Origin of the sequence: Myxococcus guangdongensis (genome assembly GCF_024198255.1) — a bacterium.
GTDB classification, from domain to species: Bacteria; Myxococcota; Myxococcia; order Myxococcales; family Myxococcaceae; genus Myxococcus; species Myxococcus guangdongensis.
In genome coordinates this window covers 100488-122669 of record NZ_JAJVKW010000003.1, presented here as the reverse complement: position 1 = coordinate 122669, position 22182 = coordinate 100488, and the positions used below count along the sequence as shown (strand labels likewise).

Here is a 22182-nt window from a genome sequence, read left to right as displayed (position 1 = left end):
AGAGCCGTTGTGGAGTGAGTGTGGGCATGGCCCTGGAGTCATGCAGGAGGGCCAGGCCGCCCGCCTGCTCGGGTGGCGAGGGTCGGCCCCTTCCAGAAGCAGCCCCGCAATTCAAGGAAAATACCCAAACATTCAGGCGAGGGAAGCGCATTCCCGGACTTGCGGAGGTGCCTTGGGGCCAGTGGAATGGGGGAGCCCAAGACGCTCTCTGGTTGGAATCCTTCCCCCCTGCTGAAACGGGACATTGACGCAAGGCGCGCCTCCCCGCACGCTGAGGTCACTGCCACCCCGGAGTCACTGCTTCCCGATGTCCACTCCTCCGCTTCCGACCCCTGGCGCGCTGTTCCGGCGGATGTACCTGTTGCGGTCCCTCATCACGACGGTGGCCTTCTGCCCGGCCCTGTACGTGGACATGCAATTGCTGTCACTGGAGGGGCCGAAGGCGACGCGCATCCTCCTGGGAGTCATCACGCCGCTGGTGCTGGGGCTGTGCGCGGTGGTGCAGCCGGTGGTTGTGATTCCGTGGCTGTTGAAGCGGGCCATGGCGACCGAGGGGCGCCTGCGGGTGGAGCGGTTGATCCGCATCCCGTCGCAGCTGGCGTTCGGCGAGTCGATGGTGTCGTGGTTCATCGGCGGGGTGCTGTTCAACGGAGGCGTGGCGTTCCTGTTGGACCGGCCGATGTCGGTGGTGCCGGTGGGCGTGGCGGTGTCGATGAGCGCGGGGCTGTTCAGCAGCCCGCTTTTGTACATGCTCTATGAGCAGGTGCTGATGCCCACGGTGCTGGAGGCCTACCGCAAGGCGCCCAGCGCTCGGCCCGCGGGAGAGGGGTTCGCGCCCCGGCAATTGTGGCTGCTGCCCGCCACCGTCGTGTCCGCGCTGCTCGTGACGTGTCTGACGAGCGTCGTCACGCTGAACCTGCGCATCGAGCGGGAGCTGGGGGCGCTGGCGAAGAGCATCGAGTCGAAGGGGCAGGCCGCGTCGGTGGAGCAGGTGCGCGCCACGGTGGCGCCGCTGCAGCGGGACCTGGTGCTGCCGGTCATCATGTTCGGTGGCTACGCGGCGCTGGGCTCCATCCTCACCGCGGCGTGGGCGGCGCGGCGACTGGCGAAGGGCTCGCGCGCGGTGGGCGCGTCGCTGGAGGCGCTGGTGGAGGGCCGCGCGGCGCCGCCGCGGTGGGTGTCCACGGACGAGCTGGGCGACCTGGCCGCGACCACGTGGCAGCTCTACCAGCGGCTGCAGGAGCTGCCGCGCTCGCTGCGCACGTCGGCGGGGGACCTGGCGCAGGCGGGCACGCGGCTGTCGGAGGCGAGCAACCAGCAGAACCAGACGCTGTCGCGACAGGCGGCGGCGCTGCACCAGGCGCGCGCCACGGCGCAGGAGATTCAGCAGGCGTCACACGTGGCGGCCTCGCGCGCCACCAGCATCCTCCAGGTGGCCGAGCGCGCCGCCGCGGTGGGCCGGCTGGGCGAGGAGTCGCTGCAGGGCACCGAGAAGGGCCTCGCCTCCATCCGCGACATCGCCGACGGGCTGCACGGGCAGATGCAGGACCTGGAGCAGCGCGCGCGGGAGGTCGGCCGCGTGTCGGAGGTGGTGAAGGCGCTGGCGGACCAGTCGCACATGCTGGCCATCAACGCGGCCATCGAGGCCACGCGCGCGGGTGAGCACGGCAAGGGCTTCGGCGTGGTGGCGCGGCAGATGCGCGAGCTGGCGGACCAGTCCGTCCAGGCGACGAACCAGGTGCGCGGGCTGTTGGAGACGATGGCCTCGGCGGCCACCCAGGCCACGGAGATGACGGACCGGAGCGCGGCGGGCGTGGAGACGGCGCTGGCGCCCCTGCGCACCAGCGGCGAGCGGCTGCGCGAGCTGGCCACGCTGTCGCGCGAGTCCGCGTCCGCGGTGCGGCAGATCGCCGAGGCCGTGGCCCAGCAGCACCAGGGTGTGGACCAGCTGTTCGCCGCCGTGCGCGAGCTGGATGAGCTGACCACGGACACGCTGCGCCACCTGGACACCACGCAGCAGGCGGCCGTCGCCGTCACCCACGCCACGGGACAGGTGTCACAGCTGGCGCAGCGCTACGTCTGAGCGAGCGCGGCTTCCTCGGGAGACACGGGCGGCTCGGGTTCGAGTCGCCCGTCGGGTCCCAGCACCGGGGCGCGCAGCAGCACCACCAGCCGACCCACGAGCAGGCCCAGGCGGCCCAGCCGCTCACGGGGCTCGGGGCCGTCCTGCTCGAAGCTCGCCGCGTCCAGGTACGCCAGCTGGACCTCGGCCCTCGACTGGAGCGCGCCCACGCGGGCCTCCAGGGTGGTGAGCCGCGCGAGCAGGGCGTCGAGGAAGTCCGTGGCCTGGCGGAGCGTCGCGGCGCAGGTGTCCAGCTGGCGCACGCGGGCCTCGTCGGTGTCCTCGGGGGTGCTCGTGGCCCACGGCGCCGCGGCCTCGAACAGGCAGACACCATCGAGCACCACCGGGGCCGCGTCCTCCTGCAGCCAGCCTCGCTCCATCCACGAGAGCACGGGCTCCCAACCGGGTGCCATGGGTGCACCCGCGCCCAACAGGGGCCACGCGCGGCGCGCGGCGCGGGAGACGGGCTCGGAGGGCAGCGCCGCGAGGGCCGCGATGGCCTCGGGCGGGAGCACGTCCTCCCGCTTCGCGTGCTCCCAGCGCTCCAGCCGCGCGAGCAGCCCGCGCAGGGGCTCGACGACCTCCGCGCGGGCCCGGGCCTGACGCTCGCCGTAGGCGGTGAGGCCCGCGCGCACGCGCAGCCGGGCGGACTTGAGCGCGCCGAGCGCGGCGGCGTGTCGCTCACGGGCCTGGGCGAGCGCGGGGGACTCGACGAGGCGGCCCTGGTCCCAGATCTTCTTCGCACCGAGCCCCAGCGCCGTCAGCACCAGGCCTCCCACCGCGAATGGGATGAAGAACGGCATGGGTGACAGCTTCGCATCCGTGAGGCTTCGTTGCGAGCGGGGCCGCTCGGCCTGCATGGCTGGGGAGGAGGCACAACCCGCGCGGCATCGGAGTGACGCATCGCAGTGCCCATCGGCAACGGGCCTACGGCCGTGCCTCGTGTTCGACAGGTGGGCCTCGGTGCTTCGAGCGCGACGCGCGCATCCACGCGACATCGGCGACACCGAGGCCCGCCTCGCGTGTGCGCAGCCTCCGGCCCCAACCCCACCGCGTCAGCCCGCGCGCGCCTGGGGCACGGCCTGGGCCTCATCCTCCAGCGGGGGCACGTACGGCCAGCCCGGCAGCGGCCCCTTGCCCGCCTCGCGCGTCAGGTAGTCCGCCGCGATGTTCGCGCTCTCCATGATGGTGAGCAGTCCGCTGCCCGGGTGCGTGCCTCCGCCCACCCAGTACAGCCCCTCCACGTCCGGGCTCTTCACCCTCGGCCGCAGCGGCCCCAACTGCATCCACGTGTGCGAGAGATTGAAGACCGCGCCCCGGAACACGTTGAACTCGTCCCGCCACGTCTCCGCCGTGAAGTAGCGCTCCGCGCGGATGTGCTCACGCACGCCCTTCAGCCCCACCTTCTCCAGCATCGCGGGGATTCGCTCGCGCAGCGTCGCCTCCGTCTTCGCCCAATCCACCGGCCGCGCCGTGTTCGGCGTGGGCACCAACACATAGAGCGTCGAGTGCCCCTCCGGCGCGCCCTTCGGGTCCGTCACCGACGCGTTGCACACGTAGAAGGGCGGGTCATCCACGTCCAGCTCCCGGTCCTCCAGCGCGTCGCGGTCCGTGCGCCGCGCCGACTCCGAGAGATAGATGAGGTGGTGCGGCAGCGCGTCGTAGCGCTTGTCCAAGCCGTAGTACGCCATGAACGTGCTGCACGAATACTTCGCCTTCTCCAGCGCCGCGTCCGTCAGCCGCGAGCCCTCGCGCGCCTCGGCCGACAACAGCTTCGTCGCCGCGTAGGGCAAATCCGCGTTCAGCACCACCGCGTCCGCCTCCAGCACCTCGCCGCCCTCCAGCTCCACGCCCGCCACGCGCCCCGCCTCCACGCGCACGCGCTTGACGGGCGCGCCCATCCGGAACGTGGCCCCCAGGTCCTGCGCGCACCGCATCATCCCGCGCGCCAGCTCCCGGAAGCCCCCGTCCACGTGCCACACGCCGAACGCCAGCTCGATGAAGGGAATCACGCTGAACACCGACGAGCACGTCGTCGGGTGCAGGCCCAGGTACTTCGACGGGTACGCCAGCGCGTACGTCAGCCGGTCGTCGTGGAAGAACGAGTCCAGGTGCTTGTAGAGCGTCTGCCAGGGCTTGAAGCGCAGCGTGGAGGCCAGCCGCCAGGGCGCGTAGTACGCGAGGCTGCCCGCGTGCGTGCAGATGAACTTCTCGTACGCGATGGCGTACTTCTCCTTCCCCTCGGCGAGCCAGCGCCTCAGGCCCTCCACCGTCTGGGGACCGAAGCGCGCCACCTCCGCCTCCATCCGAGCGGCGTCCCGGCAGGTGTCCAGCTGGGAGCCATCCCAGAAGTGCAGCCGCGTGTTGACGTCCAGCGGGATGAGCTTCACGTAGTCCGACAGCCGACGTCCGGAGCGCTCGAAGATTCGCTCCAGCACCCCAGGGAGCTGGAGGATGGAGGGTCCCGTGTCGACCGTGTACTCACCTTGGTCTCCAAGCGTGAGCCCCTTCATCCGGCCTCCGGGCACCGGGTCCTTCTCCACCACGGTGACGCGAAAGCCCTGCCCGGCCAGGTTGATGGCGGCGGACAGCCCGCCCGGTCCTGCTCCCACGACGATGACGTGACGCACCATGGCTCCTAGAATGCCCCGAGCGAGCAGCCGTTGCAGTGTCGCTCACGCGGACGGCTGGACGGGGATTGTGTTTCGGGCCCGGGCGTTTCTCCTGGAGGACACTCGTGTCGACCTCCCTCGCCTCCCACGTGCGCCGCAACGCGGCCGCCCTCCTCGCCCTGCTGATGGGCCTGCTCATCACGGCGGGGGCGACGACGTACATCCAGCGAGGGGTGGACCTGCGCCGGGAGCAGCTCTTCGAGGACGCCACCCAGGATGGCTCCGTGGCCCTCCAGCAGCGTCTGGATGTCTACCAGGCCATGCTCCTGGGCACGCGCGGCGTCTTCACCGGCAGCGAGGCGGTGGAGCGGCGCGAGTTCCGCGCGTACACGGAGAGCCTGGAGGTGCGCCAGCGCTACCCCGGCATCCAGGCCATCGGCCTGGCGCGGTGGCTGCGCCAGGACGAGCTGCCACGGCATGAGGCCCGGATGCGCGCGGAGGGCTTCTCCGCGTACCGGGTGTGGCCCGAGCAAGCCCGCGCCCATCACGCCGTCGTCGACCTGGTGGAGCCGTTCGACGTAAACAACATCCGGGTGCTCGGGTTCGACGTCCTGTCCGAGCCCGCGCGCAGGGTGGCGCTGGAGCGCGCGATGCGAAGCGGCCTGCCCACGGCCACGGGCAAGGTGCAGCTGGTCTCCGAGCCCGCGGGCCAGGCGGGACAGGAGGGCTTCGTCATCTACGTCCCGCTCTACGCGGGGATGGTGGAGCCCACCACGCCCCAGGCCCGCGGCGAGCGGCTCGAGGGCTTCGTCTTCGGCGCCTTCCGCATGAAGGACTTCGTGGAGGGCCTGCGCTTCCCGGGCTTCCAGTCCACCATCGACCTGACCCTCTACGACGGCGCCACCGTGAGCGAGCCGGCCAGGCTCTACAGCTCGCTGCCCGGCGCGCCCGACGCGGGCGGACTGCAACAGCGGCTCACCGTGCAGGTGGCCGGGGTGCCGTGGACGCTGGTGTTCAACACCCGCGAGGCCTTCATGACGGGCACGCGCTCCAGCCACCCCACCACCGTGGCGGGCGGCGGCCTGCTGATGTCGCTGCTGCTCTTTCTCGTCACCCGCTCACAGGTGAACGCGCGGGCGCACGCGGAGCAGGCCAGCGCCGAGCACCGCCGTCTGGCCGATGAAGCCCAGGCCGCGGTGCGCGTGCGCGACGAGTTCCTCAGCGTGGCCGCGCATGAGCTGCGCACGCCCATCACCTCGCTCAAGCTCCAGCTGCAGCTGCTCTTCCGTCAGCTGAGGCAGCCGGGGCCGCTGGACACGGAGCGGCTGGAGCGCGGGGTGGAGACGTGCGAGCGGCAGACCACCCGGCTCACCAAGCTGGTGGACAGCCTGCTGGACGTGGCGCGCCTGTCGAGCGGGCGGATGGAGCTGCAACTGGAAGACGTGGAGCTGGGGGAGCTGGTGCGGGAGCTCGCGCGCCGCTTCGAGATGGAGGCCCAGTCCGCGGGCGTGCGGCTGGAGGTGGACGCGCCCGAGCCGATGACGGGCCGGTGGGACCGGCTGCGGTTGGAGCAGGTCCTCACCAACCTGATGTCCAACGCGCTCAAGTACGGGCACGGCGCGCCGGTGGACGTGCGCGTGCTGGGCGACGTGGAGCTGGCGCGCGTGGAGGTGCGGGACAGGGGCATCGGCATCGCCCCCGAGGACGCCGCGCGCGTCTTCGACCGCTTCGAGCGCGCGGTGTCCAGCCGTCACTATGGCGGGCTGGGATTGGGGTTGTTCATCACCCGCCAGCTCGTGGAGGCCCACGGGGGGCGCATCTTCCTGGAGAGCCACCCGGGCGAGGGCACCACCTTCATCGTCCACCTGCCTCGCGCCGGGCCGCCCCTCAGGGACAACCCCTGACGTCCGCTCACTCGTAGGTCGGCAGACACCGCGTCTTGGCGATGGCCGTGGACGGCTCCCAATAACAACGCCAGCCATTGGACGACACGGCGTCATTGCAGGTGTACACGTCCGTGTACTGCGCACAGAAGCATGCCCAGGCATCCCCCGAGCAGAGGCCCTGCTCCGCCTGTGCGGGGGACTCGGGCGGCTGTGCTTCGACAGCCCCACCGCACGCGGACAGCCCCAGCAGCGAAACCAACACGACAAAGCGACGCATGGTGTGTACTCCGGCGCAAGGAGGGTGGGCCCACCCTCGGAGGGGAACTCGACCTTGCCCCACGGCTGTCTGGACTGTCTAGTTCGACTCCAGGACACACGTGGACGCCAGGTGGCGCATGGGATTGTGAGCGCCAGCCTCGCGCCGTCGCGCCGTATGCCGTCAGCGGTTGGAACCCCAGACACGAGGAGGCGGACCATGGGTGCATTGGATGGACGAATCGCGGTCATCACGGGTGGTGCCACGGGCATCGGGCTGGCCATCGCCGAGCGCTTCGCGAGCGAGGGCGCCGAGGTCGTCATCGCCAGCCGGCGTCAGGGGCGCCTGGACGAGGCGGTGGGCCGGATTGGCCATGGCGCGCGCGGCGTGGTGACGGACGTGGGAGACGAGGCCCAGGTGGTGCGGCTGATGGACTCGGTGCCTCGGGTGGACCTGCTGGTGACGTGCGCGGGCAGCGCGGTGTTCGGTCCGGTGGAGACGGTGCCGATGAGCGCCTGGGAGGCGCTGTTCAAGGACCGCTTCTTCGGGCAGCTCTCCGCGGTGCGTCACGCGGTGCCGAAGATGCGCGAGGGCGGCGCCATCCTGTTGTGTTCGGGCATCGCCGGGCACGCGGCGCTGGCGAACTACGCGGGCGGGGCGGGGCTGTGTGGGGGCATCAACGCCATGGGGCGCTCGCTCGCGGTGGAGCTGGCGCCCCGGGGGCTCCGGGTGAATGTGCTGTCACCCGGGCTCACGAAGGACACGGCCCTCGACTGGGGCATGCCGGCCACGCAGGCGGGGGCCTTCCTGGACACGCTCGCGGCCCAGGTCCCGATGAAGCGCGCGGGCGCTCCCCGGGACATGGCCGACGCGGCGTACTTCCTGGCGACGTGTGCCTATGCGACCGGCATGGTGCTGGACGTCGACGGCGGCTGGACGGCGGTGTGAGGCCTTACCAGGCGTAGTCCTCGGGCGCGGGGCGGTGGCCCGGGAAGATTTCGTCCAGCCGGGCCAGGGCCTTCTCGTCGAGCTTCACGTCGAGCGCGCGCAGGGCGGCGTCGAGCTGGCCCGCCACGCGCGGTCCGATGATGGGCGCGGTGACGGCGGGCTGGTGGAGCAGCCACGCGAGGGCGACGTCTCCGGGCTCGTGGCCGAGCTCGGCGGCGAGGGCCTCGTAGCGTTCAATCTTCTCCTGGTTCTTCTGGAGGGCCTCCCGGGCGCGGCCCTCCAGGCGGCGCTTGCCTTCGCGCTCCTTCTTGAGCACGCCGCCGAGGAGGCCGCCGTGGAGGGGGGACCAGGGCAGCACGCCCAGGCCGTAGTGGCGGGCGGCGGGGAGCACCTCGAGTTCCACGGTGCGCGCCAGCAGGTTGTAGAGGGATTGCTCGCTGATGAGACCCAGGAAGTCGCGCCTGGCGGCGGCGGCCTGGGCCTGGGCGATGTGCCAGCCGGCGAAGTTGCTGCTGCCGACGTAGAGCACCTTGCCCTGGGTGACGGCGACCTCGAGGGCCTGCCAGATTTCCTCCCACGGCGTGGCGCGGTCGACGTGGTGGAACTGGTACAGGTCGATGTAGTCGGTGCGCAGCCGCTTGAGGCTGGCGTCGAGGGCGCGGCGGATGTTGAGGGCGGACAGCTTGCCCTCGTTGGGCCAGTCGCCCATGGGGCCGTAGACCTTGGTGGCGAGCACGGTGCGCTCGCGGCGCCGTCCGCCCTGGGCGAACCAGTTGCCGATGACCTGCTCGGTGCGGCCCTTGTTGTCGCCGAAGCCGTAGACGTTGGCGGTGTCGAAGAAGTTGATGCCGCGCTCCAGCGCGGTGTCCATGATGGCGTGGGACTCCGGCTCCTCGGTGTTCCAGCCGAAGTTCATCGTGCCCAGACACAGCCGGCTGACGGAGAGCCCCGAGCGACCCAGGTTCGTGTACTGCATGATGACTCCTTCGCGGCCGAGGGACTGGCGCGCCACGACGGTCCGGCCCCAGGCCGCCAGGCGCCGCGTACAGTGACGAGTCAGCCGGGCCGAGTCGAGCGCCGTGGATGGTGAGGAGGCGGCCGCGGGGCCTCGCACAACGCTCTCCTGGATTCGGGCGCTCACTCTTCAACAACCCCGCTCGGTCCCGCAGCCGGGAGCGCCACAGGCGCCAGGGTTGGGAGGTCCAAGAGCACCTCCCCGAGGCAGGGGATACTCAGAGGAAAGATAGACGGGAGTGCCCGTAGAGTCCCCCCACCTCACATGCGGGGGAGCAGAGCATGCAAGGAGTCTCCATGATTGCGAGAGGTATTGTATTGGCAGCGGGATGCGCGGCCCTCATGCTCGGGTGCGCCGAGCCTCCTCATGAGTCGCAGGAGATCGTCGGCAACCTGGTCAAGGCGGGCTTCCCCGCCGCCGACATCATGGTCGTCGAAGGGAGGGTCTACGTGGGGCGTGACGCCGAGGTGTCCCTGGCGGCGTCGCGCGAGATGATTGAGGCCGGCGGCACCTCCGACGAGCAGTACCGGACCACCAATCTCGTCAGCAGATCGCTGTCGAAGATCTGCATCAACGGCTCGACGTTCACCGGCGTGTTCAGCACGGCGCTCGATCTCGCCATCCAGAACTACGACGAACTCCCGCTCACGTTCGTCGTGGGACGAGGGCCGAACGCCAACTGCAATTTCACCATCAATGCCGTGATCGATCCGAACGGAAATGGCGGAGTCGCTGGGTTCCCATCGAACGGCCTTCCGTATGGGCAAATCACCATCGGTGGACAGCTCAGCCAGTACGGCGTCGATGTCATCGAGCACGTCATCACACACGAAATCGGCCACACCCTCGGGCTCCGCCATTCGGACTACTACAACCGCGGCATCAGTTGCGGCAATGGCGGCGACGAGGGCGAAGCCGGCGTCGGCGTGATTCACATTCCGGGCACGCCAACCACGGCGATTGTCGGCGGCTCCATCATGAACTCCTGCTTCCGCGCGACCGAGACGGGCGAGTGGACCAGCTCGGACCTCACCGCGCTGAAGGCCTTGTATCCCCCCAATGCGTACCTCGTCGGCGACTGGGAGGACGACGGGCGGTCAAACCTGGCGACGCGCGTCGGCAATTGCGTCTCCATGGACACCAACTTCGACGGTGTCACAGACTCCACGCAGTGCTACGGCGACGGCGCGAGCGAAGACCAGTACCTCGCGGGCGATTGGGACGGAGACGGCCGGTCGAACCTGGCCGTCAGGCGCGGCAACTGTGTCCACATGGATACCAACTTTGACGGCGCGGTCGACCTCACCCAGTGCTACGGCAATGGCGCCAGCGAAGACCAGTATCTCGTTGGTGATTGGGATGGGGATGGCCGGTCGAACCTGGCTGTCAGGCGGGGCAATTGCGTCCTCATGGACACCAACTTCGACGGTGTCACAGACAACACCCAGTGCTACGGCAATGGCGCCAGCGAAGACCAGTATCTCGTTGGCGACTGGGACGGGGATGGCCGGTCGAACCTGGCTGTCAGGCGGGGCCATTGCGTCTTCATGGACACCAACTTCGACGGTGCCACAGACTCCACGCAGTGCTACGGCAATGGCGCCGGCGAAGACCAGTACCTCGTTGGCGATTGGGACGGGGACGGCCGTTCGAATCTGGCCGTCAGGCGCGGCAGCTGCGTCTTCATGGACACCAACTTCGACGGTGCCGTCGATGGCACGCAGTGCTACGTCCGCTGACCCCATTGGATGAAGCAACCGCCGCCGGACGGCACCACGTACCTCCTCTTCACCAGGTTGGAGTTGCTGCGTCGCCTGGCGTCCCTGTTGCCTCCCGGAGTCCTCGCCAGGGGGGAGGCAGGGAGTCAGGCGCCCGCGAACGATGGCACTCCCTCCGTCGGTACTTATCGTTGGTCCGTCGTTGGAGCGCTTCGAGCCACTTCATCCTGGGAGACACCCATGAAAGCCGTCGTGCTGAAGGCCTATGGAGATGCGGACAACCTCGTCGTGTCGGAGATGCCTGAGCCGAAGATGGGTCCAGGAGACGTGAAGGTGCGCGTCATCGCCGCGAGCATCAACCCGGTCGACTGGAAGATTCGTCGAGGCGACATGAAGGAGCTGATGCCGGTGACGTTCCCCGCCATCCTCGGGCGGGACGTCTCCGGAGAGGTCGTCGAGGTGGGGCAGAGCGTGAAGGGCTTCAAGAAGGGCGACCGGGTGATGGGACTGGTGTCCTCGGGCTATGCGGAGACGGTGGTCGCCCCCGAGGAGGTCTGGGCCCAGGTGCCGGACTCGCTGGAGCTGAAGGACGCCGCCGCGCTCCCGCTGGTGACGCTGACGGGCGTGCAGTTGATTGAGGAGCAGCTGAAGCCGGCCCAGGGGACCACGGTGCTCGTCACCGGCGCGGTGGGCGCGGTGGGGCGCGCGGCCCTGTTCGCGGCGAAGGCGCGGGGGGTGAAGGTCTGGGCGGGCGTGCGAGCCACACAGGTGGAGGAGGCCCGGAAGCTCGGCGCGGACGGGGTGGTCGCGCTGGATGATGCAAGCGACGTCGCGAAGCTGCCGACGCTGGACGGCGTGGCGGACACGGTGGGTGGCGAGGCCGTGGCGGCGGTGTTGGACAAGGTGAAGCGTGGCGGGCGGGTGTGCAGCGTGGTGGGGGAGCCGAAGGGGGCGAAGGAGAAGGGCCTCCAGGTGAGCAGCTTCTTCTCGCACCCGGATGGACGCCGGCTCGCGCAACTGGGAGAGAGCGTGGCCAGGGGTGAGTTGACCATCCCCATTGGCAAGACGTTCAAGATGGCTGAGGCGAAGGATGCCCAGAAGCACGCGGAGAAGGGCGGCACGGGCAAGGTGCTGCTCGTCAACTGAGCTCTCGGCTCGGCCGCGGAGGAGTCCCCGGACGTGAGCCCGGAGACTCCTCGTTGCGAGAGACGTCCCATTCTTCGTGCTCCCGCGCACGGCCTCCTGCCATCAGTCGACAGGCGCTCCCTGGAGCCCGAGGTGCTCGACGAGCCCCTTGAGTGTCGCGAGCAGAAACGCTCGCTGCTCTGGGTTGAGCTGCCCGAAGCACTCGGCATCATTCTCGTCGGCCAATGCCGCGAGCTTCGGCACGAGACGCCGCCCGGAGGCCCTCAGGGTGAGTCGCTGAGCGCGACCATCACGAACGTCGCTGCGGACCGACACCAGCTCCTTCGCCACCAGCCGGTCCACGAGCTTGGAGATCGCGCCACGCGTCAGTCCGAGCTTTACCGCGAGCTCACTGGGTTTGATTCCGTCACCATCGAACAGGGCTCGCAGCACGACCCACTCCGCGACCGTGACGTCCTGCCGCTCCACCTTGGCTTTGAAGGCATGCGACACATGGTTCGACACGGCACGGAGCCAGTAGCCGAGATGGGTTTCGAGTGTACTGACCTCGTCGTGTTCCGACGTCCTCCGGACCGACCCTTCCCCACGCTCGCCAGCGCGCGGAATCTTATCTGGGGAAGTGCTCGACATGCGTTTCCGCCGTGCGGCCGAAGTAGACGACGCGTCTGCCCAGAAAGGAAACCATGTACCCCGCGCAGCCCGCGGCCTTCACCTTCGCGCAGAAGCCAGCGTACGTGTAGCCGGGCGCCTTGCGCTGCGCCTCACGGACAGCTTGCTCGACCTCGTTCGTGTTGAACTTCGCGGCGATGGGCGTGTCCGACCTCGGCAAGGTCAATTCCACGTGCTCGCCGCTGGCAGTGAAGTACGTCGAGGTACCTCGTCGATAGTCGACCTCGTACCCCTCGAACCCCGCATCCATCAGGGCTCGGACGATGGCGGGAAAGTCCATCGTGCCTTCGTACGCCGCGTCCAGGCACTCTTGCGCGGTCGTGGTCAATGGCTCGGTCATCGCCTTCTGTCCTCCCCTGAGTGTCGCGTGACTCGCTTGCTTGAGACGAGCCAGCCCACCGCTGAAGAGGTAGCTTCAATTGATTTCCTAGGCAACTATTTTGGGCTCGCGCCGACGGCCACGATGGATGATTGCACGTCGACGGGAACCGACAGCGCGGATGTGCGTTGGTCCAGGCCGGACGCGCATCCATGCTCACCTTCGAATTCGAACTCCCGAAAACCGCTCGCCGTGACGGAGAGCTTCTTCAGCACCGTGAAGATGGAGCTCGTTCATGACGCGGACCTCGCTACGAGAGAGCAGGCCCGCTCCGCGCTCTTCGAGTACATCGGGGTCTTCTGCAACCACTCCTCGCGGGGCTACGTGAGCCCGGTGGAGTGTGAGCGGCTCGCCTCACCGGGAGCCCAGGCAACATCACCACGCTGTCCACGGAGCCGGGGCAAGCTCACTACGGCTACCGCTGGAGCGGCTTCAACAACCCCGCTCGGACCCACAGCTCGCGGACCTGCTCGGCCAACGCCACATGCGCCGGATTGCTGGCCGTGAATCTCTCCGGGGTCAGCACGACGAGCGTGCCCTTGTCTTCGACGGGCTCGATGCGCACGGGAGCAGGAAGCGGCGGCACCTCGCCCAGATGACGCGCGAAGTACGTCACCCACCCGACGAAGGTGCCTGGCTTGGGGGTCGAGGTCACCGTGTCCCGATGAGTCGCTGAGGTCGCGACGGCCGAATCGGGCTCCCAGGCCATGGCCATGGCCCTGACGAGCACCTCCAGACTCCGCGCCGTCAAGAGCCGCTCCGCGCTCGGCCCGCCGTGGGGCAGTTGGAGGAAACAAAAATTGCCCACCCTCTTGGAGTGGCCACCGCACGTCGCGTCGATGCTCACCGCTTCGTCATCGGCGCTCGCGCCGTTCCAGGCGCTGAAACGAAACCCGAGTTCCTCAACGACGCGGTCCTTGCCACGACGGATGATTTGCTCCAGCGCGGCTCGGCTGATTTCGATGGGATGCTTCAAGGCATCCTTGCGCGATTTTCCTTGCCGGAACCAGTGCGAGAACGATGCATCGGCGGAGGCCAGGGTGCTGAGGAATATCTCCGCCCTCGCGGCGCACTGCTCCGCCGACTCCGCCCGTGCCCCCCAGTATGCGCCCGCATAGTAGCTCTCACTCATGGACTGCTTCCTCAATGCAACGGCGGAGTAAACACAACCTCAATCTCCGTGATACCTTTGCCGTTCAACAAGCCTCTTATCGCTTCCGCGGTCTTCCGCTCCGCGATGTGCCATCGAATCGGAACCCCCTCCGGAGCCCTGGCCAACTGTCTCTGTGCCTGCTCGACGAGGGCCTTTGCTCCCGAATTCTCGAACCAGACCTTCGGCTTGAGATCATCGAGGAACTTGTTCGCATAGCCCGGGCCCTTCGCCTCCAACAGCACTTGCCCGTCGTACCCGTCGAACTTCACTCCACCACTGTCCCTGCCAACCCCTCCGACCCAGTATGCCTCGTCCGCCGAGTGGCCCGTGATTTGTTCCTGGTAGCTCCGCGCCCCGGGAGACATGGATTCCCGGGAGGGGCCCCACTGACCGGGCTCCTCGGAGGGACCTCCTTGCCTCGACTCCGGGCCCGCACGTCGAAGGATGATGGCCGCGCCAGGGCCTCCACTCAGCACGGTCGCCGCACGCCCCACGGGAACCGCCACGATTCGCATGGCGACCACGCCGTCGGCGGACAACGCGAGCACTGGCACCTCCGCCGTGGCGACCGCTGTCCCCTGCAACGTGCGCGTCGCCGCTGACACCGTCCCCCACGTCGCGACGAGGTTCGTCGTCAGCTTGGAGACGGCCTGCACCTGCTCGCCTCGCGTCATGTACCGGAAGCGCTCCAGGTACTCGGGCGATGACTCCAGCAGCGCCACCACGGCGGCCGGCATCTGACGGAGTGCCGTGAGGTTGTCGGCTGGTGACGTCGAGAAGAACTTCCCCACCGCGAGGGCCAGCCCCACGAACGCCTCTTGAGCCCCATCCAGGGTCCGACTGATGACATCCGCATCGTCGTGGACATCCGCCAGCGGGAAGCCGTTCTCTTCCCTCAACCCATTGTCGAGCAATCTGAAGACACCCGTGCTCCCGTCGTAGAAACGACCCAACTCGAAGCCGTGCGCACGGAAGGCGCCGTCCCTCCACTCGACTGGCGCCACCCGTTGCTGCGTCCGCCCGGTGCGCACCCATGCCAGGCACCCATCTGGCCGGAGCACAGCCACGTGTTTGAAGCGCTCCACCCGGCGCACCAATCCCGTCCGCGACACCTCGCCCGTGGTCAGCACCTCCCGCAGCACGAAGCCCAGCGCCACACGGGCCGGGAACTGCCCCAGCGTTACGTCCTTCTCCAGAAGTGTTTTCAGGAGCCGGGTGGCATGCCTGGACGTGAGAGAATTCCCCGCGATTGGCAGCGCGTCCCGCTCATCCAGCCCAGCACTTCCCAACAAGGTGTCGAATGCATCCTGCCGCGCCCCTCGCGCGCGGGGATTTCCCAGAGAGGAGTCCTCACCCCTCTTGCCCTCGCGCGCATCCGACCACGCGTCTCCCGCCGTCCCGGCGCGTTGCTGGAATGTTCCCCTGCGAGAAGACGCGTCGCCCCCGGCGCAGCCCGTGGCGACGAGGACGATGCCTAGAATCCAAACGCCAGAACGCATTCAACCCTCGCGGACATCCTTGCTCACGCACCGTAATGCCAAGCACGCGTGGGGCCCAAGTCGAGCGTCCCGGGCAGCGCGACTCAGCGCAGGTCCACGGACGTCAACGTGGAGACGATTCGCAGACAGGCGCGCAGGGAGGGGCCCGGTGGCGTGGGGCCTCTCGCGATGGCGAGCTCCACGTGACGCGCGTGTCCAGCGATGGCGCGATAGACAGAGCCCTCGCGCGTGAAGGTTCGCACGGACTCCGGTAACAGGGCGCAGCCGAGCCCCGCGGCGACCAGACTGACGATGGTGAACCACTCCCCCGCTTCCGTCACGAAGGTCGGCGTGAAGCCCGCCTCCAGGCACATCCCCGTCACCGCGTCATGCAGCGAGGGCGCCGTGTCACGCGGAAAGCCGATGAACGGTTCATCGGCGAGCTGCTCCAACGGCACCCGCGCCTTGCGCGCCAGCCGATGCCCCGAGGGCAACACGACGACCAGCGGCTCGCGGCGGAGCGTGTCGATGCGCACCCCCGACGCCGTGACGGGCCCTCGCACGAAAGCCACGTCGAGCCCTCCCAACCGCACCTCCTCCAGCAACGTCGTGCTGTCCGCCTCGCGCAGCATCAGGTGGACCTCGGGGTGCTCGGCGCGCAAGCGACGAAGCACCTCGGGCACGAGCGAGAACGACGCCGGGCTCAGGAAGCCGACGCGCAAGAGCGTCTGCTGCCCCGCCGCCGTGCGCTGCGCCGCCTCCGTCGCGTGGGAGAGGTGCACGAGCGCGCGCCGCCCCGCCTCCAGCAAGGCCTGTCCCGCGGGGGTCAGCTCCACGCGCCGCCGGTCCCGGCGCAGCAGCTGACAGCCGAGTTCCTCCTCCAGCCGGCGAATCTGCTGACTGAGCGCCGGCTGCGCGAGGTGGAGGCGCTCGGCGGCCTTGCGGAAGTGCAGCGTCTCCGCGACGGCGATGAAACAACTGAGGCGACGGGTGTCGAGGGGAGGTGATTTCACTTCGTTATCACAGGGTGATTTTTCCGTATTGGACGCCGCTTCGAGCACCGGGTCTAGAGTTCCCCATGTCCTCGCGCTTCTTCGGCCTCGTGACGGGGCTGTTCCTCGGATTCTCCGCGTACGCCTCCCCCACGGAAGCGGTCCCCCGCTTCGAGCCGACGCCCTGCCCCTCCACCGTCGCGTCCGACGAGGCCATCGACTGCGGCCTGCTCGTCGTCCCGGAGAATCGACAGAAGGCGGACAGCCGCCTCATCAAGCTCCCGGCGATGCGCCTGCGAAGCCGCGCCCAGAAGCCGGCCCCGGACCCCATGCTCTTCATGCCCGGTGGACCGGGCGTCAGCGCCACCGCCGGGATGCGCTCCGGCAAGCGCAACCCGCTGCTCGACGAGCGCGACTTCCTGGTCCTCGAGGCTCGTGGCGGGAAGATGGCGCAGCCCGCGCTCGAGTGCCCGGGCATCAACACACTCAAGGGCGAGATTGCCGCGGGCCGGCTGCGCGGACAGAAGGCACAGGAGGCGCTGACGAAGGAGGCCGGGCGCTGCCGCGCGAAGTGGGTCTCCGAGGGCGTGGACCTGGATGGCTACACCACGGCCGCCACCGCGGATGACATCGACGCGCTCCGACAGGTGTTCGGCTACAAGACGATGAACCTGCAGGGCCTCTCCTACGGCACGCGGCTGATGCTCACGGTGGCACGCCGCCATCCCGGGACGGTGCGCTCGCTCATCCTCGATTCGGTGCTGCCTCCCGAGGTGAACTTCGACGAGGTCTCCGCCGCGAACTTCCAGCGCGTGCTCGACTTGGTGTTCGACGGCTGCGCCCTCGACCGGGAGTGTGGCGCCGCGCACCCGGAGCTGCGCAAGCGCTTCGCCCAGCTCGTCGCGGCGGCGGACCGGAAGCCTCTGCCCCTGGTGCTGAACCCGGCGAAGACGGAGGGCAAGCCGGTGGAGGTCCGGGGCGCGGAGGTCGTCCGGGCCATCGACGCGGCGCTGCACGACCCGGGGCGCATCGCGCTGGTGCCTCGCATCATCTCGCGGGCGGCGGCGGGGGATTACTCGGAGCTGACGCCGCTGGTGGAGGACAACCTGGGGCCCTCGACGATGACGTGGGGGTTGCGGCTGTCGGTCTGGTGCGCGGAGGAGCTTCCGTTCGAGGACGCCCAGCGCATCGCCGCGCAGCGGTCGCCCGCGTTGGGGCTCGGGGGGATGGACCAGGGCACCGCTTCGCTGGAGACCTGCCGCGTCTGGAACGTGGCGCGCGCTGCCGCCGAGGAGAACACGCCGGTGAAGAGCGACGTCCCCACGCTGGTGTTCGCCGGCGAGTTCGACCCGGACACGCCTCCGGACTGGGGGCGCCAGCTGCTCGAGTCGATGCCGCACGCGCGCTATGTCGAGATGCGGGGACAGAGCCACGGCGCGTCCTTCAATCGCTGCGGCGGAGAAGTCACGCTCGCCTTCCTGCGCGCGCCCGACGCCCCCCTGCCCCTGGACTGCGTGACGAAGCTGCGCGGCGCGGACTTCGGCCAGAGCGCCGCTCCGGCGACGCCCTGAGCGCGACGTCCCAGGCAGCAATGCTCGCCCTGGGCCGCAGCAGCCGCGCGCCCAGGGACACCACGGCCCACCACGCCAGGCCCCAGAAGAGCGCGCGAGCAACAGCCACCCCATCGCAGTCGCATGGCCTCCAGTGACATTCCTGCTGGGGCCTGGGGTGGCTCGAGTCACTGCTTCCGCCCACGCGGTGACCGGGCGCATTTCGTCTCCCGCTCGCGCTCCGTTTGGGGTGGAATCCGCGCCCCTTCCTGGAGGCCCGCACCATGTCGTCGACCGCTTCGCCGCTCGCCGTGCCCGAACCCTGGAACCTCGTCGCCCCCGACTACGTGCGCGAGCTGCTCCCCGTGTTCGAGCACTTCGCGAAGGACGCGCTGACCCGCGTGGCCGCCACCCCCGGCGCCCACGTCCTGGACGTCGCCGCCGGACCCGGCACCCTCTCCCTGCTCGCCGCCCGTCAGGGCCTGCGCGTCACCGCCATCGACTTCGCCCCCAAGATGCTCGCCGCCCTGCGTGAGCGCGCCACCGCCGCCAACCTCGACATCGACGCCCAGGTCGGCGACGGCATGGCCCTGGAGCTGTCCGAACAGACCTTCGACGCCGCCTTCTCCCTCTTCGGCCTCATGTTCTTCCCCGACCGCCCCCGAGGCTTCCGCGAGCTGTATCGCGTGCTGCGCCCCGGCGGCCGCGCCGTCGTCTCCAGCTGGCAACCCATGGAGCACTCCCCCGCCATGAACCTGGTCTACCAGCGCTTCGCCGAACAGCTCCCCGGCCAGGGCGCCCCCCGCGGCGGCGTCATGCCCCTGTCCGACCCGGACACCTGCCAGCAGGAGATGGGCGCCGCCGGCTTCGACGACGTCCAGGTCCACAAGGTCGCCGTCCCCGCCCACTACCCATCCACCGCCGCCATGGTGGACTCCATGATGCGCGCCGCCGCCCCCATCGCCCTCGCCCGCCGCGCCCTGGCCGACAAATGGCCAGACATCGAGAGTGCGGTGATCCACAAGGTCACCGAGGACCTGGGTCCTGGAGCACAGGTTGTCGCTTTCAATGCCTACCTCACCGTCGGCATCCGTCAACCGACCGCGTCTTCCAATACCAGACACCCCTAGACCCCCAAAGGTCGACCAGCGGACAGTCCGACAGCTTTTCGGCGGGGGCCCCCATACGCCTGCCGGAATATGGCCTTTCCTCTCTTCGGAACACTTGCACTGCCATTGCAACTTCCGGAGACAGCGTGGGGACCTACCGGATCGTCAAGAAGCTCGCCGCGGGAGGCATGGCCGAGGTCTATCTCGGCAAGGTGGTGGGCGCGGAGGGCTTCGAGAAGCCTGTCGCCGTGAAGCGCATCCTGCCCTCGTTCGTGCAGGACACCTCCTTCGTGGAGCTGTTCCTGCGCGAGGCCAAGCTCTCCGTCACGCTGCAGCACGGCAATGTCTTGCAGGTGCTGGACCTGGGCACGAGCGCGGGCCAGTACTACATGGTGATGGAGTTCGTGGACGGGGAGAACCTGAGCGCGCTGCTCAAGGCGGCGCGCAAGCGACAGGTGCCCCTGGGCCTGCGGGAGATATGCTTCATCGCCCAGCAGGTGGCGGATGGCCTGGCGTATGCCCATGGCCGCACGGACCCGTCCGGCGTTCCGCTCGACATCATCCACCGCGACATCAACCCCGCCAACGTCATGGTGGCCAGCAACGGCGGCGTGAAGCTGGCCGACTTCGGCATCGCCAAGGTGGCCGACGAGGAGCGCCAGGAGACGCAGGCCGGCATCCTCAAGGGGAAGATCAACTACCTCTCCCCCGAGCAGGTGCACGGCCGCCCCGTGAACCAGCGCAGCGACATCTTCCTGCTGGGGCTCATGCTCTACGAGATGCTCGCGGGCAAGCGGCTCTTCGAGGGCAGCACGCCGCAAATCATCCACGCGCTGGGCAGCTTCGACGAGCGCGCCCTGGAGCCGCTGCCGGGCGTGCCCGCGCCGCTGTGGGACCTGCTCCTGCGCGCGCTGGCCGCCAACCCGGACGCGCGCTGCCCCGCCGCCCGCGAGTTCTCCGAGGGCATCCAGAGCTTCCTCTTCGACCATCGGCTGCGCGTGGGCGCCGCCGACATCGCCAGCCTCTTCGCCCGCGCGCTCCCGGAGTGGCGCTCGCCGCTCGCGGACCTGGCCGGCGCGCCGGGCGAGGAGATTCGCCTGGTGGACGAGGACCTCGCCCGCGTGAGGACGCCGCCTCCTCCGCCCCGGGAGGCACGCCGTCCCGCGCCCGCCGCGCTCACGCCGCCCACGCTGCGTCCGGTGACGCCGCCGCCCTCGGGCCCGCAGGCCACGTCCGTGGTCCGCCAGCCCGCGCAGGGCGCCGAGCCGGCCACGCGCATGGGCTCGCCCCCGATGCTCGGCACCCGCGTCGTCCGGGCACGGCAACAGCTGGGCGCCATCCTGCTGACGCGCGGCATGGTGACGCCGCACATCCTGAACGAGGCGCTCACCATCCAGAAGAAGCGCGGCGGCAGGCTGGGCCAGGTGCTCCTCCACGAGCGCTGGCTGGAGCCCGACAACCTCGTGCTCGCGCTGTCCGAGCAGTTCGGGCTGCCGCACATCACCGAGCAGCAGCTGATGACGATGCCGGTGCCGGAGGAGCTGTTGCGCCTGGTGCCGCGCGAGCTGTGCGACCGGCTGTGCGCCCTGCCCGTCTCACTCAAGGGCCGCGAGCTCACCTGCGCGGTGCTGGACCCGCGCGACGTGGAGGTCACCAACAACCTGAAGTTCAAGGCGGGCGTGGTGGCCGTGCAGGGGCTGTTCGCCTCCGAGCAGGCCATCCGCAAGGCCATCCTCCGCTTCTATGACAACGAGGTCCCCAAGGTGCGGGACCGCTCGCCCATCGCCCTGGAGGAGCCCGCCGAGGCGAAGGAGCGCGACACCCGGGTGCTCCAGTTCGCGGAGCAGTTCACCGGACGCCGCGTGCTCGACGGGCAGACGCTGGAGGGCCCCGTGCCCACGCCCGCGCCCGCCGAGCCCGTCAGCCGCGCCACGCCCGTGAAGAGCGACGTGCGCGCGCGCATGGTGCTGGTGGTGGCCGAGCCCTCCGAGCCGCGCGAGGCCGCGGTGAAGCTGCTCCTGTCCCAGGGACTCGCGGCGGCCACCAGCCCCGCGGCGGACGCGCCTCGCGCGCTGGCGCTCGGGGGCTATGACCTGGTGCTGGTGCTCGAGGACACCGTGGCGGAGCCGGGAGCGCTGGCGCAGAAGCTGCGCGCCGCGCACCCCAAGGTCGAGGTGCGCCTGTTGCCCTCATACAGCGCGGCGCTGACGGGCGAGGGCGGCCCGCTGGCGAAGCTGGGCGAGGTCCAGGCGCGACTGCTCGACGGGGTGCTGTCGATGCTGGGCGGCAGCGCGACGCTGGCGCCCGCCCTGACGAAGCTGGCGCGGCGGCTGGCGGCGCGGATGGGCGCGGGGCGCGTGGAGGAGGTCCTGGTCACCACGGCGGCCAGCGCCCTGTCCCTGGCCGCGCGGCTGGAGGAGCCACGTCGCTTCGCGCTGCCCTCGCGCGCCCGGGTGCTGGCGCTCGTGGGCAGCGGGATGCCGGAGGTGAACGAGCTGCTCGTCTCCGTGTTGCCGGAGGGCGAGGACCGCACGCCTCCCGCGAGCCGCACCGCCGGGGCCCTGCTGTGCGCGGCGCGCTTCATCCAGGAGGTCCAGAACCCCCAGGCGCCCCCGGCGCGCGCGGCCCAGGCGCTCCAGGCGCTGCGTCAGGACCCGCGGCTCCCCGCGCCCGCGCTGGAGGCGCTCACCGCGGAGCTGGAGTCGAACGCGCAGACGGACAAGGCGGCGTTCCGCGTCGTGGTGGCGGAGACGGACGGCACCAACGCGCTGACGCTCCAGATTCGCCTGATGGCGGAGGGCATGGCCACGGTGCGCGCGCGGACCCGGGCGGAGGTGGAGAAGGCGCTGGCCGCCGGAGCGCACGCGGCGGTGCTCGCGGACCCGCTGCCGGACGGAGACCTCCACGCGTTGCTCCAGACGCTGCGCAAGGCGCCCGCCACCGAGGACCTGCCCATCTTCCTCATCGTCGACAAGGACGACCCCGTCGTCTTCACCGCGGGCCTGGAGGCCGGGGCCGACGACGTCATCGTGCGCTCCGCCAGCCCCGAGGTGCTCATCGCCAAGCTGCGCCGGAGCATCCAGCAGCGCCAGGCCTCGAAGCGCGGAGCGAAGAGCGCGCCGTGAGCACGGGGCGGAACGGCCGCGTCC

18 protein-coding genes and 1 pseudogene are annotated in these 22182 nt (G+C 69.8%); 9 read left to right on the top strand and 10 right to left on the bottom strand.

What is annotated here, in order from left to right; all coding sequences use genetic code 11:
• Positions 1 to 307 precede the first annotated feature (307 nt).
• Complete coding sequence (locus tag LXT21_RS09870) at positions 308 to 2083, top strand: methyl-accepting chemotaxis protein (RefSeq protein ID WP_254037867.1); 1776 nt, start codon at positions 308 to 310, stop codon at positions 2081 to 2083.
• Here the strand turns inward: LXT21_RS09870 and LXT21_RS09865 are convergent.
• Together LXT21_RS09865 and LXT21_RS09860 are read right to left on the bottom strand one after the other, a co-directional pair.
• A complete protein-coding gene (locus LXT21_RS09865) occupies positions 2074 to 2925 on the bottom strand; it encodes a hypothetical protein (protein WP_254037866.1) in 852 nt (283 codons plus the stop codon). The two genes, LXT21_RS09870 and LXT21_RS09865, sit on opposite strands and share 10 nt — an antisense overlap.
• 252 nt (positions 2926 to 3177) lie before the next feature.
• Positions 3178 to 4755, bottom strand: a complete 1578-nt coding sequence (locus LXT21_RS09860) for a phytoene desaturase family protein (protein ID WP_254037865.1) — start codon at positions 4753 to 4755, stop codon at positions 3178 to 3180.
• Between the two features lie 104 nt (positions 4756 to 4859).
• Between LXT21_RS09860 and LXT21_RS09855 the strand changes: the two genes are divergently transcribed.
• Positions 4860 to 6638 (top strand): CHASE domain-containing protein, encoded by a 1779-nt coding sequence (locus LXT21_RS09855; RefSeq protein ID WP_254037864.1) that lies wholly within the window; start codon positions 4860 to 4862, stop codon positions 6636 to 6638.
• 7 nt (positions 6639 to 6645) lie between these two features.
• Here LXT21_RS09855 and LXT21_RS09850 read toward each other — a convergent pair whose 3' ends face one another.
• A complete protein-coding gene (locus tag LXT21_RS09850; protein ID WP_254037863.1) occupies positions 6646 to 6897 on the bottom strand; it encodes a hypothetical protein in 252 nt (83 codons plus the stop codon).
• A gap of 198 nt (positions 6898 to 7095) precedes the next feature.
• On the opposite strand from LXT21_RS09850, the gene LXT21_RS09845 reads away from it, so the two are divergent.
• On the top strand, positions 7096 to 7824 hold the full coding sequence (locus tag LXT21_RS09845) for an SDR family NAD(P)-dependent oxidoreductase (RefSeq protein WP_254037862.1): 729 nt from the start codon (positions 7096 to 7098) through the stop codon (positions 7822 to 7824).
• Positions 7825 to 7828: 4 nt separating this feature from the next.
• Here the strand turns inward: LXT21_RS09845 and LXT21_RS09840 are convergent, their stop codons facing one another.
• The gene (locus LXT21_RS09840) at positions 7829 to 8800 is read right to left on the bottom strand and encodes an aldo/keto reductase (RefSeq protein ID WP_254037861.1); all 972 of its coding nucleotides are present in this window, start codon (positions 8798 to 8800) and stop codon (positions 7829 to 7831) included.
• A 335-nt stretch (positions 8801 to 9135) separates the two neighbouring features.
• Between LXT21_RS09840 and LXT21_RS45345 the strand changes: the two genes are divergently transcribed.
• Together LXT21_RS45345 and LXT21_RS09830 are read left to right on the top strand one after the other, a co-directional pair.
• Complete coding sequence (locus LXT21_RS45345; RefSeq protein WP_323394279.1) at positions 9136 to 10578, top strand: zinc-dependent metalloprotease; 1443 nt, start codon at positions 9136 to 9138, stop codon at positions 10576 to 10578.
• Between the two features lie 219 nt (positions 10579 to 10797).
• A complete protein-coding gene (locus tag LXT21_RS09830) occupies positions 10798 to 11703 on the top strand; it encodes an NADP-dependent oxidoreductase (protein WP_254037860.1) in 906 nt (301 codons plus the stop codon).
• Positions 11704 to 11805: 102 nt separating this feature from the next.
• On the opposite strand, the gene LXT21_RS09825 is transcribed toward LXT21_RS09830, so the two are convergent.
• From LXT21_RS09825 to LXT21_RS09815, 3 genes are all read right to left on the bottom strand, one after another.
• Positions 11806 to 12333 (bottom strand): MarR family winged helix-turn-helix transcriptional regulator, encoded by a 528-nt coding sequence (locus LXT21_RS09825; protein ID WP_254037859.1) that lies wholly within the window; start codon positions 12331 to 12333, stop codon positions 11806 to 11808.
• Positions 12311 to 12712 carry a DUF1398 domain-containing protein gene (locus tag LXT21_RS09820; RefSeq protein ID WP_254037858.1) on the bottom strand — a complete coding sequence of 134 codons (402 nt, stop codon included), beginning with the start codon at positions 12710 to 12712 and terminating at the stop codon, positions 12311 to 12313. Before LXT21_RS09820 ends, LXT21_RS09825 begins: the two co-directional genes overlap by 23 nt.
• Before the next feature lie 95 nt (positions 12713 to 12807).
• The gene (locus tag LXT21_RS09815) at positions 12808 to 12966 is read right to left on the bottom strand and encodes a hypothetical protein (RefSeq protein WP_254038551.1); all 159 of its coding nucleotides are present in this window, start codon (positions 12964 to 12966) and stop codon (positions 12808 to 12810) included.
• On the opposite strand from LXT21_RS09815, the pseudogene LXT21_RS45765 reads away from it, so the two are divergent.
• Positions 12941 to 13123 (top strand): annotated as a pseudogene (locus LXT21_RS45765) (IS3 family transposase); the annotation flags it as partial. The gene LXT21_RS09815 and the pseudogene LXT21_RS45765 sit on opposite strands and share 26 nt — an antisense overlap.
• 43 nt (positions 13124 to 13166) lie before the next feature.
• Here LXT21_RS45765 and LXT21_RS09805 read toward each other — a convergent pair.
• The 3 genes from LXT21_RS09805 to LXT21_RS09795 all read right to left on the bottom strand — a co-directional run bounded on the left by LXT21_RS09805 (position 13167) and on the right by LXT21_RS09795 (position 16395).
• Positions 13167 to 13883: an immunity 52 family protein gene (locus LXT21_RS09805; protein WP_254037857.1), complete on the bottom strand. Its 717-nt coding sequence runs from the start codon at positions 13881 to 13883 to the stop codon at positions 13167 to 13169.
• Between the two features lie 11 nt (positions 13884 to 13894).
• The gene (locus LXT21_RS09800; RefSeq protein WP_254037856.1) at positions 13895 to 15061 is read right to left on the bottom strand and encodes a Tox-REase-5 domain-containing protein; all 1167 of its coding nucleotides are present in this window, start codon (positions 15059 to 15061) and stop codon (positions 13895 to 13897) included.
• Between the two features lie 425 nt (positions 15062 to 15486).
• Positions 15487 to 16395, bottom strand: coding sequence for a LysR family transcriptional regulator (locus LXT21_RS09795; protein WP_254037855.1), 909 nt, complete (start codon positions 16393 to 16395; stop codon positions 15487 to 15489).
• Positions 16396 to 16460: 65 nt separating this feature from the next.
• Between LXT21_RS09795 and LXT21_RS09790 the strand changes: the two genes are divergently transcribed.
• The 3 genes from LXT21_RS09790 to LXT21_RS09780 all read left to right on the top strand — a co-directional run bounded on the left by LXT21_RS09790 (position 16461) and on the right by LXT21_RS09780 (position 22158).
• Positions 16461 to 17945 (top strand): alpha/beta fold hydrolase, encoded by a 1485-nt coding sequence (locus tag LXT21_RS09790; RefSeq protein ID WP_254037854.1) that lies wholly within the window; start codon positions 16461 to 16463, stop codon positions 17943 to 17945.
• A 263-nt stretch (positions 17946 to 18208) separates the two neighbouring features.
• A complete protein-coding gene (locus LXT21_RS09785; RefSeq protein ID WP_254037853.1) occupies positions 18209 to 19054 on the top strand; it encodes a class I SAM-dependent methyltransferase in 846 nt (281 codons plus the stop codon).
• A gap of 125 nt (positions 19055 to 19179) precedes the next feature.
• Complete coding sequence (locus tag LXT21_RS09780) at positions 19180 to 22158, top strand: protein kinase domain-containing protein (RefSeq protein ID WP_254037852.1); 2979 nt, start codon at positions 19180 to 19182, stop codon at positions 22156 to 22158.
• Positions 22159 to 22182: the final 24 nt, after the last annotated feature.